The sequence below is a fragment of the Niallia sp. WK069_GA_01 genome, assembly GCF_983173855.1.
On the sequence record NZ_OZ470138.1, the window covers coordinates 3346605 to 3362526 of the forward strand.

Consider the following 15922-nt stretch of genomic DNA (forward strand, 5'->3'; position numbering starts at 1 on the left):
GAAAAAGTTTGCAATGCTTTAAATAAAACCGTTTACGTAAAACTCCTATTTCTTTCATTCAATATTCCTAGTTTCTTCTATAATATGATATCACTTTTTGTTTTGCACCTTATCCAATAACTTCATTCACTTTCTCTAAAACTTCTCCGATTTGTTGATGGATAACTACATCTGCCAAATAATCAAAATCTGTTTTTTCTCCATTAATAATAATTAACTTGGCACCATTTTGTTTAGCAATCAAAGGAAATTGGTTGGCAGGTGACACCGTTAAAGAAGAACCTAACACAACAAATACATCTGATTGAATTGCTGCCTCTTCCGCTAATTGAAATGGCCTTTCTGGCAGCATCTCGCCGAATAATACAATGGATGGCCGTAATATTCCGCCGCATTGACATTTATATTCTTGATCTGAGTATTTTTCGCTTGAATAACTTTCCCCACATGTTTCACAATGAAGTTTTTGCAATGTTCCGTGCAATTCTTCTACCCTTTTATTGCCCGCTTCCTGATGAAAGCCATCTACATTTTGAGTGATGATCCGCTTTAATAATCCTCTTCTCTCCCATTCCGCTAAAATATAATGTCCTTTATGCGGCTTATACTGTTGAATCCCCAAAACCCTTTCTTTATAAAAAGCAATGAATTCTTGTAAATGTGTGTTTAATGCATCTGTACTGGACAAATATGCTTTTCGTTCTTTTGTCCATAAACCACTTTTTGTGGATCGGAAATCTGGTAGCCCACTTTCCGTTGACATCCCTGCCCCTGTAAATACCACTAAATGATTCGCCTCTTTTATTAACTCGTTAATCACGGAAAATCACTCACCCTTTCATTTGCTTTTTTCTTTATTTTATCATTTATAAGTGCCATTTAGATAACTTCCCACCAAACACTATTACCTATTTTTAAATAAACAAATGCAAACAAAAAATTTTACACCATGCACATGAAAAGAAGTACCTTTCTATTTTGTTTTATGACCTAAGTTTGAACCTGGGAGCAGCCGGAATACACGATGACTCCCGCGGGAATGCAAGAAAGACGAGACCCCGCATGAAAGCGAAGTGTATGCAGGCTGCAAACTATTTGAGAGTCCATTCCTTTTTCAGGGTAGCCTAAAATAATGGCAATCCTCCTGCTTTCTGTTATAATATAGAAGGAAATGAATAAGAAAGAATTTTAGTAGGGGAACCAGCTTAAACTGGTTGAGAGATGTCTTTAAGGATAGAAACCCTTTGAACCTGACCTGATTGAAATCAGCGTAGGAAACGCCTATTCTTTACATACATAACGTATTTAAAGCGTTCACAGGTTCAGAAGCCTTGAATGCTTTTTTGCTATGCATTCGTTTATTTTGCAGACAACCATCCCTGCTAATAGAGAGCCTCAACATGGCATATAAAAAAAGCAGATTCCAGTCTTTTTAGCAGGGAACAGCCTGCATACACGAAAACTCCTATGGGATGTGCGGAATCCTATTTTCAGGGTAGCATTTAATAAGCGTATCTTCCTATTTCAAACAGAGCTTCTTTTTCTTTTCTACATTAAATGGAGGTAATACAAATGAAAAAAATTATTTTCTTGATTACTGCACTTCTTTTTCTGACAAGCTGCAGCAATTCATCTGATCCTGAGAAAAAACAAACTGAAAAGGGCTTAAAAAAAGTAACCGTTGTATTAGATTGGACACCAAATACAAATCATACAGGCTTATATGTTGCTAAAGAAAAAGGCTACTTTGAAAAAGAAGGATTAGATGTTGATATTATTACACCAGGAGATGCTGGGGCAGATACACTAGTTGCTTCTGGAAAAGCAGATTTTGGAGTAAGCTATCAAGAATCTATCACACAAGCAAGAATTCAAGATGTTCCAATTGTATCAATTGCAGCAGTTATCCAACATAACACATCCGGTTTCGCATCACCTGCAAACAAAAACATTAAGAGTCCCAAAGATTTTGCTGGAAAAACATATGGAGGATGGGGATCTGAAGTTGAAAAATCCGTATTATCCTCTTTAATGAAACAAGAAAATGCAAATGTTAAAGATTTAGATATCATCAATATTGGGGATACCGATTTCTTTACAGCTGTGAAAAAAGATATTGATTTTGCATGGATTTATTATGGATGGACAGGCGTAGAAGCAGAACTGCGCGGTGAAAAAATAAATATGATTTATTTAACAGATTATAGCGATAAATTGGATTATTATACACCAGTTCTTTCTACAAATGAAAAAATGATAAGTTCTAATCCAGATACAGTAAAAGCATTTGTAAAAGCAGCTTCTGAAGGATACCAATATGCGATAAAAAATCCAGCAGATTCCGCTAACATTCTATTAAAAGCAGCACCGGATCTTGATGCAGATTTAGTGAAAAAAAGTCAAGAATGGCTAGCTTCAAAATATCAAGATGATGCAACACGCTGGGGCGAACAAAAACTTTCTGTATGGGAAAACTACGCAGACTGGATGTATGATAATAAATTATTAGATAAAAAACTGAATGCAAATTCCGCCTTTACTAATGATTTTTTACCAGCTAAATAAGGAGGAGAAACAATGGCTAACTCATTAATAAGCATTCAAATCATTCCAAAAACAAAAAATGGGGAAAATGTAATTCCTTATGTAGACGAAGCAATTAAAGTGATTCAAGAGTCTGGTGTCAAATATGAAGTTCATCCATTAGAAACAACGATTGAAGGGGAACTGGATGAATTATTTGCAATCATCAGCAGCATGAATAAAAAAATGATTGAAATTGGCAGCAGTAACGTAATCACCCAAATTAAAGTGCTTTACCAGCCAACAGGTATAACAATGGAAGATTTAACGGAGAAATATCGTTAATGAAGAAACTATTTTCAAACAGTTGGAGACCGATTTTGGTTCTCCTTCTTTTATTTATTGTTTGGGAAGAAGCAGTACGAATGTTCACTATTGAAACATGGCTTCTCCCCTCTCCTCTTACTATTGTAAAGGAAGCATTTTTAAATTGGGAAAGCTTTTCTATTCATTTACTCTCAACCATTCAATTATCCTTGTTTGGTTTTATTATTGGGACCATTTTCGGTTTATGTATAGCGATTATTTTGCATCGTATTCCCTTTTTACGTAAATCATTTTATCCATTGCTCATCCTATCGCAGAATATTCCTACAATCGTCTTGGCACCATTACTTGTTATTTGGTTTGGTTTTGGGGTTCTGCCGAAACTAATTATTATCATACTTGTTTGTTTTTTTCCTATTACAATCGCCTGCCTAGATGGATTTAGACAAACCTCACCTGAATTAAAGCATTATATGATCATGTCAGGAAGCAGCAAACGTCAACTTTTTTGGAAATTGGAATGGCCATTTGCTCTGCCGTCTATTTTTTCTGGATTAAAAATATCAGCTACCTATAGTGTAATGGGAGCAGTAATTTCCGAATGGCTTGGTGCGAAACAAGGGGTTGGTGTATATATGACCTTCGCATCTTCTTCCTTTCGAACAGATCGTGTATTTGTCGCTATTTTTGCCATTATGTTCTTAAGTTTACTGTTTTTTCTCCTTATTCAACTGTTAGAAAAATGCTGTATAAAGGGCCAAAGAAAGGATGAGCGGCAATGAGCTTTCTTGAATTAAACAATATTTCCATGTCATTTGGTGCAAATAGTGTTTTAAATCAATTAAATATGAAGATTAATGAAGGAGAATTTGTATCTATTCTTGGACCTTCTGGAAGCGGAAAAAGTACCATTTTTCATTTAATCGGCGGCATTTTAACACCTAACGCAGGAGATATTTATTTAAAAGATACAAAGATTACAGGGAGAAAGGGATTTATCAGCTATATGCCGCAAGCAGCTTCCTTATTTCCTTGGCGGACTGTCATAGAGAATGCTACATTATCGCAAGAATTAAGAGGAAATAAAAACAAAGTTAAAGCAAAAGAGATGCTACAAAAGGCAGGTCTTGCTTCCTTTGAGAATGCTTTTCCACATGAATTATCTGGCGGGATGAAGCAGCGCGTATCTTTTATCCGAGCCTTATTAAGTTCTGAATCTCTCTTATGTTTAGACGAGCCTTTTGGTGCATTAGATGAATTCACCCGTTTAGAAATGCAAAAATGGTTATTATCCATTTGGGAAGAACATAAACGAACCATATTATTTATTACCCATAATATTGATGAAGCATTATTTTTATCTGATCGTATTTTTATTTTATCTAATCGACCAGCTTCCATCTTAACTGAAGTTAAGGTACCATTTAACAGGCCAAGAGATAAGAATTTATGGTTAGAACCATCATTCCTTGAATACAAAAAAGAAATCTATTTCTTATTGCAAAATTCACAAGGAAACTCTTCCGCTCCACCAACAATAAAGGAAGGTAAGCAGATAGAATGAAAAAGATAATCGATGCCCATATTCACCTTGATCAGTATAAACAGAACAGTATCAATAAAATGCAACAGGACCATTCCCTTGAAGCAGTTATCACGGTCTCCATGAATAAAAAGTCTTGCATAAGCAATGAGGAATTAACAAAAATCCATCCATTTGTTTATGCAGCATACGGTTTTCATCCTGAACAACGAATGCCAGCCGAGATAGAGATTATTGAACTATTCCAATGGATAAAAGAGCATTCTTCTAGTATGGTTGCTGTTGGTGAAGTGGGACTTCCCCACTATGTACGTGAAAAAAGCCCCTTACTTTATTCGTTGGAGCCATATATAGACTTACTAGAACAATTTATTCTTTTGGCAAAGGAACATAATAAACCGATTGTATTGCATAGTATTTATGATGAAGCGCCAATTGTTTTAGCACTTTTGGAGAAGCATAATTATATGAATGCGCAATTTCATTGGTTTAAAGGAGATTCTGTAACAATAGAGCATTTAATCAATAATAACTGCTATGTTTCGATTACACCTGATGTACTTTATGAAGAAGAAATCAAAGAACTTGTAAAGAAATATCCACTACATCAATTGATGGTAGAAACAGATGGACCATGGCCATTTGAAGGTCTATTTGAGCAAAGGAAAACAATGCCAAGCATGATTCACCATACCATAAAGGAAATAGCCGCAATAAAAAAAGAATCTGAATCTACTGTTTATACACAACTTCTCAAAAACACAAAAAGATTTTTTTCAATTTAGACTAAGAAAAGCGTAAGTGCCTTGGTAGCCTCGAAGAAAAATGTTCTCCTGACTCAAAAAGTGTTTTTTACTTTTAGAGGCAGGAGGTAATACTCACTGGGGCTAGGCACTGAAGCTAGACAATGAAAAGCGTAAGTGCCTTGGTAGCCCCGAAGAAAAATGTTCTCCTGACTCAAAAAGTGTTTTTTACTTTTAGAGGCAGGAGGCAATACTCACTGGGGCTAGGCACTGAAGCTAGACAATGAAAAGCGTAAGTGCCTTGACAGACCCGAAATACAAACAAAAACCTGATTCTAAAAAACAGAATCAGGTTTTTGTATATTACCATTTAAAACAAGCTGCACCAACAATAATTAAAAGAATAAATAGTACAACGATTAAAGCAAAACCGCCACCGTAACCGCCGCCACAGCTATATCCGTAGCTATAACTAGGATAGCCGCAGCCACCTCCGTATCCGTACATACGTTATTCCTCCCTCTTTTTATAAAGATTACTTTTTTAATGATTAAAATCCACCATAGCCCCAAGAAGCACCAATAATCACCAAAAGAATAAATAAAACTACTAAAAGAGCGAAACCTCCGCCGTATCCACCTTCACCCATGAATAATTACCTCCTTTTTTTAATTCTGTATATCCTATTCAAGAACCCCAAAATGTGCGATAGTCAAAAGCACATTTTTTAGGTTTTTTCACTAGAACCAAAAAAAGGCGAATGAAAGGCTTTCCTCATACTACACAAAAAAACCCCTTTTTCAGGGATTCAGTCTGTTAAAAACGGGGTGTTCTCTTCTTCACTCCCCGTTTTCTGCAGTAATCATACTTTTTCATCCTGACACTATATTTTATATATTTTATTTATCTTCTATTTTTGGAATATGGTTAAATATTTCGTGCGACTCTAAGCTGTCGACTAAACGATTTAACCAATTATAATATTCAAGTGAATGTTTTAATTTTTCTATATCGCTTTTGGCTAATGCTTTAATGTCCTCTGCAACATGTTCTTGCTGCAACAAATTTTTTAATTCAGCTAATGATTTTTCCATCGCGTGAACATTCATGGACACTCCAGCTCGCCATTTGATTGTAAAGAAATCAATAAATGTTTGATACCAATCATCTTCCGCTTTATACAAATCTTTTCGTACACCCTTTTTCCACACTTTATCGACCATTTTTAAATCTAATAATGTTCGAACAGATGTACTCATGCTTGTTTTGCTCATTCCTAATTCTTCTTTCATTTCATCAAGCGTCATCGGTTTTTCTTGAAAAAGCAACATGCCATATAATCTACCAATTGAATCCGTTACTCCAAATAAATTAATATTTTCAGATATCACATCAATTACTCTTTCACGAGCTACCTCTAACTGCTCCTTACCTTCCATGATTTCCTTCACATCCATCACATTATGATATTTACAACTGGTAGAAAATAAACTCCCCTTTTTATGTCTCATACGAAGAGCTTCCCCGTTATACCTTAAAGGTAGAAAAAATCAGCTGCATTTCGTCCTATTTATACGTTCAATAAAGTGAATACTAGCAATATTACTTTATAGAATCATACATATTTACGTTTACAGTTAATATTTTTATTATTCATTTTCTTTTATTAGATTATCATGTATGACAGAATTGTAAAGGATGATTGTTTAAAGCATGCTAGAGCATATAGAAGGAATACTAAGGATACTAACCGTTCTGTACGTTCAGTTTTTTCTGTACGTTCTTTACAGAAGAATATGGCTAAATACCGACTTTGCTTCTTGACAGCTTATCCCTTTATACTTAGTTAGTGGCAATTCGGCTTGGAACTTAATGAGGTGAAATAATGAAAGAATCCGTAAAAGTGAAAATTGAAGATGTTACTAAAATCTTCGGGAAAAATAGTAAAAAAGCCATATCATTATTAAATAATGGCGCTTCAAAAAGCGAAATATTAAAAAATACCGGTGCAACTGTTGGTGTAAACAAAGCAAGCTTTGAAGTAAACGCTGGTGAAATTTTTGTTATTATGGGGTTATCAGGCAGTGGTAAATCTACCCTTGTTCGAATGTTGAACAGACTTATTGATCCAACACTCGGCAAGGTTTATATTGATGGGAAAAATATTGTGGAGATGTCTAAAGAAGAACTGCGCAATGTGAGAAGAGAAAAAATAAGCATGGTATTTCAGAAATTTGCGCTTCTTCCACATCGAACTATTTTAGAAAATACTGAATATGGTTTAGAAATCCAAGGTGTTGCCAAAGAAACAAGAAAACAGCGCGCAGAAGAATCGCTAAAGCTAGTTGGTTTAGAAGGATATGAAAACCAATATCCAGATCAATTAAGTGGAGGGATGCAGCAAAGAGTTGGTCTTGCTAGAGCATTAGCAAATAATCCAGACGTTCTTCTGATGGATGAAGCTTTTAGTGCACTAGACCCCCTTATTCGAAAAGATATGCAGGATGAATTATTAGATTTACAATCGAATATGGAAAAAACAATTATATTTATTACACATGATTTAGATGAAGCACTAAGAATTGGAGACCGAATTGCACTAATGAAAGATGGTTCCATTGTTCAAGTTGGAACACCAGAAGAAATATTGATGAATCCATCTAATGATTATGTAGAACGTTTTGTTGAAGATGTTGATTTATCTAAAGTATTAACAGCTAATCATGTAATGAAACGTGCTGAGTCCGTTCAACTGGAAAAAGGACCTCGTGTTGCGCTGCAAATCATGAAAGACTTAGGAATTTCCAGTATTTATATCGTAAATAAAAGAAAAGTACTGCTTGGAGCTATTACAGCTGATGATGCGAAACATGCGATAGAGCATCAGCAATCCATTCAAGATATTTTAATTGAAGATATCACAACCGTACCAGGCGATACTCTATTAACCGATTTATTTGACAAAGTTTCATCTGCTGCTATCCCGGTATCCGTTGTCGATTCCGAACAACGTTTAAAAGGAATTGTGGTCAGAGGTGCCGTCATTGGCGCACTAGCAGGAAATAACGACAACATTAACAACCATACAGAACTTTTGGAACAGTCAAAAATGGAGGTGAATAATTAATGGGGAATCTATTGCCTAAACTGCCGATTGCAGATTGGATTGATTCATTTGTAGATTGGTTAACCACTACTTTTGCTGTTGCATTTGATGGTATCTCAGAAACATTAGAATTTGCTGTAGAAGGATTAGTTACCGTTTTAGGATTTATACCATCCTATATCTTTATAATTATATTGGCTTTAATCGCATGGAAATTTGCGAATAAAAAAATCGCCTTATTTACAATAGTTGGTTTATTTATCGTGGATAATTTAGGATATTGGGAACCAATGTTAAATACATTAGCCCTTGTACTTTCTGCAGTTGTTATTTCTATTCTCATCGGTGTACCAATGGGAATATGGGCTTCACAGAAAAATACAGTAAAACAAATTGTTGTACCTGTGCTTGATTTTATGCAAACAATGCCAGCATTTGTTTATTTAATACCTGCTATTTTCTTTTTCAATATAGGTGTCGTTCCTGGTGTAGTAGCATCCGTTATTTTTGCTATGCCACCTACTATTCGATTAACGATTCTTGGAATTCAACAGGTTCCTAGTGATATTACAGAAGCAACTGAAGCATTTGGAAGTACAACAGGTCAAAAATTAGTAAAAGTTCAACTGCCGCTTGCCATGCCAACTATTATGGCAGGCATTAATCAAAGCATCATGCTTGCGCTATCTATGGTAGTTATTGCTGCAATGGTCGGTGCACCTGGACTTGGCGCAGATGTTTATCGTGCCGTTACACAAATACAGATTGGTCGTGGGTTTGAAGCCGGTTTAGCTATTGTTGTAGTCGCTATTATTCTTGATAGAATTACACAAAATATAGGAAATAAAAAAAGTGGGGGAATGAATTAAGATGAAGAAGTTTATTAGTTTATTTTTAGTATTATCCTTAACACTTGCACTCGCTGCATGTGGATCAAAGAGTAAAGATGAGAATGCAACAGTTGGAGATACAGTCGATTATAAAATCGTAGGAATCGATCCAGGCGCAGGTTTAATGAAGGCTGCCAACCAAGCATTAACTGATTATGACTTATCTGATTGGAAAGTAGTCGAAGGTTCAAGTGCTGCCATGACTGCTTCATTAAAAAAAGCGTATGATAAAAAAGAACCAATTATCGTAACTGGCTGGACACCACATTGGATGTTCGCTGCATATGACTTAAAATACTTGGAAGATCCTAAAGGAACATTTGGTAAAGATGAAAATATTCACACCGTTACTCGTAAAGGCTTAAAAGAAGATATGCCAGAAGCAAACCAAGTATTAGATAATTTCCATTGGAATACAGATGAGATGGGTAAAGTCATGATGGATATTAATGGTGGTACTGATCCTGAAAAAGCTGCTGCAAAATGGGTTAAAGAAAATGCTGACTTAGTAGCTGAATGGACAAATGGCATTAATAAAGTTAAAGGCGACAAAATTAAAATCGGCTATGTTGCTTGGGATAGTGAAATTGCAAGTACAAATGTAATTGGAAAAGTGCTTACTGATTTAGGTTATAAAGTTACATTAAGTCAAGTAGAAGCAGGTCCACTTTGGACTGGAGTTGCGGACGGAAGCTTAGATGCTCACGTTGCCGCTTGGCTGCCAACTACACACGCAGACTATGCGAAAAAATATGAAGGTAAATTTGAAGACTTAGGAACAAACCTAGAAGGAACAAAACTTGGTTTAGTAGTTCCTAGCTATATGGATATTACATCTATTGAAGATTTAAAAAAATAAGTAAAAAACACTCCAAAAGTTAATCTTTTGGAGTGTTTTTTTGGTTTTTGCATAATGCTTCCTATTACTTGATTTAGCTTTAACCCTCAACAAATTACTACTCTATTCTTTTATAATAAGTAATTTTCGATTCGCTTTTTTTATTTATTCTTAATTAGTTCGTTTGTTAATTCTTCTACGCTTTGTCGGACATTGCCTTTTCCAGAAAGATTTTCAAGTAGTTCTTTTACATCAATACCTGCAGAAGCTTTTAATGATTCCTGCATAGTGGACATTAAGTTCGTTGCGTATCCAGTTACTTTATTGGCGCCTCCATTACTACCGTCGCTTCCTGTATCTACGACCGTAATTTTATCAATATTTGCTAATGGACTTGCCACTTGTTTTGCATATTCTGGAAGCATATCTAAGACCATATCTAAGATTGCTGCTTGACCATACTGTTGGTAGGCTTCCGCAATTTTTCGTTTCGCTTCTGCTTCTGCTAAACCTTTTAAGCGAATAATTTCTGCTTCGGTTTCCCCTTTTGCTTTTTCTGCTTCCGCTTTTGCTAAACCATCAACTCGAACTTTTTCTGCTTCTGCTTTTGCTTGAGATTCAATACGATATTGATTCGCATCGGCTTCGGCAATTTCTCTTCTTTTATTTGCTTCTGCTGCTTGTTCCATGGAATAACGATCAGCATCTGCTTTCTTTTTCACTTCAGAATCATATTGCTTTTCTCTTCTCAAAATTTCTTTTTCTTCAAGCTCGATCTGTTTTTGTCTTTCAATAATCCTAATTTGCATTTCCTGCTCTGTTACATCTTGTTTCGATCTTGCTGTTTCTAAATCATACGCTTGGTCAGCACGTGCTTTTGCAATATCCTGATCTCTTCTATAATCAGCCATTTTCATTTGATTTTCTTTTTCTGCTTCCGCTATTTCTGTTGCTCTTTCCAACTCTGCTTTTTTCGCATCTTTATCTGCTTCTGCTTTTTTAATACGTGTTTCTTTTGTTGCTTCAGCAGTGGCAATATCAGCATCTCTTTTTACTTGAGCAATTCTTGGTTTACCAAGAGAGTCTAAATAGCCGTTTTTATCTCGCACATCTTTAATGGTAAAGGAAACAATTACCAATCCCATTTTTGCTAAATCTTGAGATGCAACTCTTTGCACTTCTTGAGAAAATTTATCTCTATTTTTATAAATTTCTTCTACTGTCATACTACCAAGAATAGATCGTAAATGCCCTTCCAATACTTCTCTTGCTTCATTTTCACGATCTTGTTTTGTTTTTCCTAAAAACTGTTCTGCAGCGGTTGCAATTTCGCCAATAGAACCTCCTATTTTAATAATAGCTGTTCCATCTGCCATCACAGGCACACCTTGTTCTGTATAAACTTCTGGTGTAGAAACATCTAATTTGCTTGATAAAAGGCTTAAAGGTTCAGATTGTTGAAAAACAGGCAGAATAAAAGTTCCTCCACCTCTAATAATTTTTATTCGATTTCCAGCTTCATCTACATGAACATTCTTTGAACCTAAATAACTTCCCGTTACAATCAGTCCCTCATCCGGTCCAACTGTTTTATATTTCGCAATAAAAATACTAATTAATGAAATTAATAAAATAACGACAACACCAACAATAATCCAAATATCAAGCATATTTTTTCCTCCCTTATTCTGTTACACGATTTTTTCTAGTAATAGCAAAACTTTTTCATTATTCATTTTGTTAACTTGGTTCCTTTTATAAATCCTCTTGTGGAATAACATAGGCTATATTATTTTTCACTTCGATTACTACTATCTTGCTTGGCCCCTTTATTTCTTCATTATAAAAACCAGCAGCCGTTTTTATGATATGACCACTATAACTTTCAATCATAATTTCTCCATACCCGTCTTTCGGGATGGAGGTAAGTACTTTTCCAACTCTTCCTTTTAAAGAATCATCACTGTATCCGAGAGACTCCTCTGCATTAGACAATGGGATAAATACAAAAAAATGCAAACATAATGCGACAACAAATGCTCCTGCTGCTGATAAACCGAAGATTAACAAACTATTCATTCTTGCATATTTTTCTAATAAGTAGCCACTTGCAGATAATATTGTTAAAAATGCCAAAATTAAGGTTGGATTAAAAAAACCTAAATCAGCACTAAAAATATCTGCTATTAATAGTGTTAAAAAAATGCATAATCCTGATATTATCAAAACAATCAAATAAAACGATGAGATAGAAAAACCAAATAACTCCATAAACATCATTCGCTTTCTATAAATTTAAAAAAGATTTTATATTTACACTCCTTCTTTATATAGATTTTCACAAAGTACTCCTCCTTATTTTAATCGTTACCATATATACGTGAAAAAGTAAAAAATGTTTCATCTTTCCAATATTTTTTATCATTTCAAAAGTTTTTTTGTATGGGGTGTAAATTGCATTCCGCATTAAAGAAATAATCGAGTTTATACATGAATTAATAACTTTTTTATCATGTTTTTATTAATCGTTTCATATTTTACAATTAAGGGAAATTAATTAGTAATGAATTGGTTTATAAATAATTTTGGATTTTTTATTTCATCCCTCAATTTTTTTTAGGACTATGGATGTTTTTTTGGAGGAGATTATGGACCGCTCAGATAAATATAAAGAGAATAAAAATCCATTTAGAAAAAAAATGATGTTAGTAGTAAGTCTAGTTATAATAGTTGTTTTCATAAGCATCTATATAGGTATTGGACATTATTTCTCACATACGCATACGTCAACTGCATCAAGAGATTTAGGAGAAAAAGTTGTTATTACACTACCGAGTGGAAAAAAAGTGTATACTTTTGAAAATCTTCTCGTTAAAGAAAATGGGAAGTTGCTATATAAAGGAGAACGAAATACGATCGATTTAACTGGCGGTGTAGTAGTTTATGAAGATTGGAAAGAGTAATAGAAGGGCTTCTTTTTATCGTAAGCTCATTAGACAAACTGATTGGAGAAACTTGATAACACTCATCCTATTGATTTAGTGTGGCATCTGTAAAAATTAATGATTCCATGGGGTGTTCGTTTTTTCACTATCTATTATTATTTTTTAGTATTCACTTTTTCAGCGGATTCGCATTACTCTAGTATGGACGACGTCTTTTCTCTTTCTAAGCAGGAGGTATAATGTATTTAAGCTATTCTGAAAAGAGGATTTGTCTCTCTCAATTAAGTCCGCACCCGAAATACACTTCGCTTTCCATGGGGCGGGCGTCAAGCCTCCTAGGAGCTTTGCTCCTATCGGATCTCTTCTTTCCCGCTAATCCCATAGGAGTCTTCGTGTATTCTGGCTGCTCTCTGCTTCAAATTTGCTTCATAAAAAGTAGAAAGCTGCTTCTTTTTCTTGTGCCATGTTACAAGTTTGTCTGGTTTGTCTATTCTGTACTTTTTTCTATCGTTAAGAATTTCTTTATGCACGTGTTAGCAACGGTCGGTCTTTATCCCAAATCACTTTTACTGGAAATTCGAAAAAATTTGATAAATTTTCACTTGACATCATTTCAACTGTTCTTCCCTTAGCAAATACCGTTCCTTTTTTCAATAAAAAAGAATGTGTAAATACGGGAAGTACTTCTTCTAAGTGATGTGTGACATAAATGATAGTGGGAGCATTTTCTTTTTCCGCCATATTATGAATGGATTCTAGTAATTGCTCTCTAGCTAAAAAATCAAGACCAGTTGCCGGCTCGTCTAATATAATTAGTTCTGGATCAAGCATTAGCGCTCTAGCGATTAATACTTTTTGCTTTTCACCTTGTGATAAACTACTATAAGCACGATTGGCATAATCAAAACAGCCAAGCTGCTTTAATAAATCGATTGCCTTTTGCCGCACCTCGTCTGTTGGTGTTTCATAAAGACCGATTGATGCAAATGCCCCGCTTAAAATAATTTCATAGGCACTATCCGATGCATATAAGTTTTGTTGTAATCTATTTGACACTAATCCTATTCTTTTTCGTAAAGCTCCACCTAATTCTGCTTTGCCGAACACCTTACCTAATACTTCAACAGCTCCAACTGTTGGATGATAATAAGCACAAAGCATATTCAACAATGCTGTCTTTCCAGCCCCATTCAGTCCATATAAAACCCAATGCTCGCCTTTATTGATTTTCCAATTAATATCCTGCAAAATCCACTTCCCATTTCGTTTCAGCCCTACTCCTTCTGCTCGAACAATCATTTGTATCTCCCCAAACTTTTTTGCTTCTTATTAAAAATAAATTATTTTTTATCTCTGCTATCCGAATTTTAATGACATTATAATAGAATGACTCAAGTAAAAAACTTTTCTATCGCCCTCCAAAACATTGAATCTTTATAATATACAGATTATTTTAACTGAATTTATGTATGAATGGAATATTTAGTACCTTAGGTAAGAAAAGCACAGAAGCCTTGCTTAACCCCGAAGAAAAATGTTCTCTTGACTTAAAAAGTGTTTTTTACTTTTAGAGACAAGAGGTTATCTTTCACAGGGGCTAGGCGCTGGCGCTAGACAGACTTCACATTTCAAAAATTTTATACTTTTCCTTATAAACGAAGACCCTCTTTTAAAAGAGGGTCTTCTAGTTGTTAACTTAACCAACTAATCCTTCATTTTTCAATGCACTTTCTAAGCCAGCAACTGCATCGGATGCATCTTCTCCAGTTGCAGAAATTGTGATTTCTCCACCTTGTGGTACTCCTAATGACATAACACCCATAATGGATTTTAAGTTAACGGATTTGCCTTTGTATGCAATTTGCATATCAGATTTAAATTTGCTAGCTGTGCTAACTAATAAAGTAGCTGGTCTAGCATGTATCCCTGTTTCATCAATAATAGTAAAAGTTTTTTCGCTCATTTTGTATTACCTCCGAATAAAATATATGTTACTTTTCTATTTTAGCTGATTTTACTATGTAATACTAATTTTTTTTCTAAATATTATTCGTTCTTCTAATTTCCTTTAACATAATAATAGTATAACTTTTATTATACTTTTTACTTATAGTATGTTGCTAGACGAGTTCCTTTTTCGCACTTTTTACAAATTGCGCAAATAAACGATTCATCGCTTCGTTTGTTGCAGCCATCGATTCTGGATGCCACTGAATGCCGAGAAAGAAATTTTGATAGCTTTTATGCTCTACCGCTTCAATTATACCATCCGAGCTTTGTGCAACTACTGCTAGATCATTTGCTACTCGATCAATTGCTTGATGATGAAGACTATTTACTCGTACAGAAGTGTCCTTCATAATCTGTTCAAGTCTACTGTTTTCCACTATCGTAACCCAATGTGTATCCCAGCTTCGGTCCACAATCTGGCTATGCTTTATACTGTCTTTCACACTGCTTGGAATATCTTGTATAAGTGTCCCTCCAAGTGCAACATTTAATATTTGAATCCCACGGCAAATAGCAAATATCGGCATATTACGTTTCATTGCTGCTTTTATAATTTTCAACTCCACTTTATCGCGCAATGGAATTGTAGCACCTAAATCTAGATGCGGATCTTGGTTATACATGGAAGGATCTACATCTTCTCCTCCACTTAATAAAATAGCGTCACACTGTTCTACCATTTCTTCTGCTAAATCTTCCTGAACAAATGGCAATATAATCGGCAGACCTCCGTTTTTTGCTATCGCTTTTTGATAATCATGATGGGTATAAGAGCCTTCCATAAATTTATTATGTAATACATACGCACCTGTTATCCCAATAACCGGTTTTTTCTCCATCCTAATCATCCCTTCTTTCTCAGCACACTTATATACTATCTAAATTTTTTTAATATTAAGACTAAACTAAGTAGTAATAAATGTCAATGTTATTAACACATAGTTTAGCACTAGGTTTCTCGCCTGTCTCGCAATCTTAAACAGTAGTCTGTGAGTAA

At 34.8% G+C, this 15922-nt stretch carries 17 protein-coding genes, 1 pseudogene and 1 riboswitch; of the genes and pseudogenes, 9 read left to right on the forward strand and 9 right to left on the reverse strand.

Translation table 11 applies throughout. From position 1 onward, the window contains the following. Nucleotides 1-109: 109 nt before the first annotated feature. Complete coding sequence (locus tag AC5LWL_RS15875) at nt 110-820, reverse strand: NAD-dependent protein deacylase (protein ID WP_493435220.1); 711 nt, start codon at nt 818-820, stop codon at nt 110-112. A gap of 363 nt (nt 821-1183) precedes the next feature. Further along, nucleotides 1184-1294, forward strand: a riboswitch (TPP riboswitch). Between the two features lie 278 nt (nt 1295-1572). On the opposite strand from AC5LWL_RS15875, the gene AC5LWL_RS15880 reads away from it, so the two are divergent. The 5 genes from AC5LWL_RS15880 to AC5LWL_RS15900 are packed head-to-tail and all read left to right on the forward strand — an operon-like array spanning nt 1573 to nt 5178. Beyond that, complete coding sequence (locus tag AC5LWL_RS15880; RefSeq protein ID WP_493435221.1) at nt 1573-2565, forward strand: ABC transporter substrate-binding protein; 993 nt, start codon at nt 1573-1575, stop codon at nt 2563-2565. Between the two features lie 12 nt (nt 2566-2577). Then, entirely contained in the window at nt 2578-2868 is a 291-nt protein-coding gene (locus tag AC5LWL_RS15885; protein WP_493435222.1) for an MTH1187 family thiamine-binding protein, read from the forward strand. Continuing rightward, complete coding sequence (locus tag AC5LWL_RS15890) at nt 2868-3632, forward strand: ABC transporter permease (RefSeq protein WP_493435223.1); 765 nt, start codon at nt 2868-2870, stop codon at nt 3630-3632. The genes AC5LWL_RS15885 and AC5LWL_RS15890 overlap by 1 nt, the downstream gene beginning before the upstream one ends. Further along, nucleotides 3629-4414, forward strand: coding sequence for an ABC transporter ATP-binding protein (locus AC5LWL_RS15895; RefSeq protein WP_493435224.1), 786 nt, complete (start codon nt 3629-3631; stop codon nt 4412-4414). The genes AC5LWL_RS15890 and AC5LWL_RS15895 overlap by 4 nt, the downstream gene beginning before the upstream one ends. Continuing rightward, on the forward strand, nt 4411-5178 hold the full coding sequence (locus tag AC5LWL_RS15900; protein WP_493435225.1) for a TatD family hydrolase: 768 nt from the start codon (nt 4411-4413) through the stop codon (nt 5176-5178). Before AC5LWL_RS15895 ends, AC5LWL_RS15900 begins: the two co-directional genes overlap by 4 nt. 321 nt (nt 5179-5499) lie before the next feature. Here the strand turns inward: AC5LWL_RS15900 and AC5LWL_RS15905 are convergent. From AC5LWL_RS15905 to AC5LWL_RS15915, 3 genes and pseudogenes are all read right to left on the reverse strand, one after another. Next, a pseudogene (locus AC5LWL_RS15905) lies at nt 5500-5583 on the reverse strand (YjcZ family sporulation protein); the annotation flags it as partial. A gap of 103 nt (nt 5584-5686) precedes the next feature. After that, a complete protein-coding gene (locus AC5LWL_RS15910) occupies nt 5687-5785 on the reverse strand; it encodes a YjcZ family sporulation protein (RefSeq protein WP_493435226.1) in 99 nt (32 codons plus the stop codon). A 250-nt stretch (nt 5786-6035) separates the two neighbouring features. Further along, nucleotides 6036-6575 (reverse strand): GbsR/MarR family transcriptional regulator, encoded by a 540-nt coding sequence (locus AC5LWL_RS15915; protein ID WP_493436624.1) that lies wholly within the window; start codon nt 6573-6575, stop codon nt 6036-6038. Nucleotides 6576-7021: 446 nt separating this feature from the next. Here AC5LWL_RS15915 and proV point away from each other — a divergent pair, with 446 nt between their 5' ends. Genes proV through AC5LWL_RS15930 form a run of 3 tightly spaced genes read left to right on the forward strand, consistent with a single transcriptional unit; the run spans nt 7022 to nt 9991 of the window. Beyond that, nucleotides 7022-8263, forward strand: a complete 1242-nt coding sequence (proV, locus tag AC5LWL_RS15920) for a glycine betaine/L-proline ABC transporter ATP-binding protein ProV (protein ID WP_493435227.1) — start codon at nt 7022-7024, stop codon at nt 8261-8263. Continuing rightward, nucleotides 8263-9111 carry an ABC transporter permease gene (locus AC5LWL_RS15925; RefSeq protein WP_493435228.1) on the forward strand — a complete coding sequence of 283 codons (849 nt, stop codon included), beginning with the start codon at nt 8263-8265 and terminating at the stop codon, nt 9109-9111. The genes proV and AC5LWL_RS15925 overlap by 1 nt, the downstream gene beginning before the upstream one ends. A gap of 1 nt (nt 9112) precedes the next feature. Next, the gene (locus tag AC5LWL_RS15930; protein ID WP_493435229.1) at nt 9113-9991 is read left to right on the forward strand and encodes a glycine betaine ABC transporter substrate-binding protein; all 879 of its coding nucleotides are present in this window, start codon (nt 9113-9115) and stop codon (nt 9989-9991) included. A 140-nt stretch (nt 9992-10131) separates the two neighbouring features. Here AC5LWL_RS15930 and floT read toward each other — a convergent pair whose 3' ends face one another. Both floT and AC5LWL_RS15940 read right to left on the reverse strand, forming a co-directional pair. Then, the gene (floT, locus tag AC5LWL_RS15935; RefSeq protein ID WP_493435230.1) at nt 10132-11640 is read right to left on the reverse strand and encodes a flotillin lipid rafts scaffold protein FloT; all 1509 of its coding nucleotides are present in this window, start codon (nt 11638-11640) and stop codon (nt 10132-10134) included. A gap of 85 nt (nt 11641-11725) precedes the next feature. After that, complete coding sequence (locus tag AC5LWL_RS15940) at nt 11726-12247, reverse strand: NfeD family membrane protein (protein ID WP_493435231.1); 522 nt, start codon at nt 12245-12247, stop codon at nt 11726-11728. Between the two features lie 371 nt (nt 12248-12618). On the opposite strand from AC5LWL_RS15940, the gene AC5LWL_RS15945 reads away from it, so the two are divergent. Then, the gene (locus AC5LWL_RS15945; RefSeq protein ID WP_493435232.1) at nt 12619-12933 is read left to right on the forward strand and encodes a hypothetical protein; all 315 of its coding nucleotides are present in this window, start codon (nt 12619-12621) and stop codon (nt 12931-12933) included. A 504-nt stretch (nt 12934-13437) separates the two neighbouring features. Here the strand turns inward: AC5LWL_RS15945 and AC5LWL_RS15950 are convergent. The 3 genes from AC5LWL_RS15950 to AC5LWL_RS15960 form a co-directional block, all read right to left on the reverse strand. Continuing rightward, a complete protein-coding gene (locus AC5LWL_RS15950) occupies nt 13438-14214 on the reverse strand; it encodes an ABC transporter ATP-binding protein (RefSeq protein WP_493435233.1) in 777 nt (258 codons plus the stop codon). A 397-nt stretch (nt 14215-14611) separates the two neighbouring features. Then, nucleotides 14612-14878, reverse strand: coding sequence for a phosphocarrier protein HPr (locus AC5LWL_RS15955; protein ID WP_493435234.1), 267 nt, complete (start codon nt 14876-14878; stop codon nt 14612-14614). 157 nt (nt 14879-15035) lie between these two features. Beyond that, nucleotides 15036-15764: a gamma-glutamyl-gamma-aminobutyrate hydrolase family protein gene (locus AC5LWL_RS15960; protein ID WP_493435235.1), complete on the reverse strand. Its 729-nt coding sequence runs from the start codon at nt 15762-15764 to the stop codon at nt 15036-15038. Nucleotides 15765-15922 lie beyond the last annotated feature (158 nt).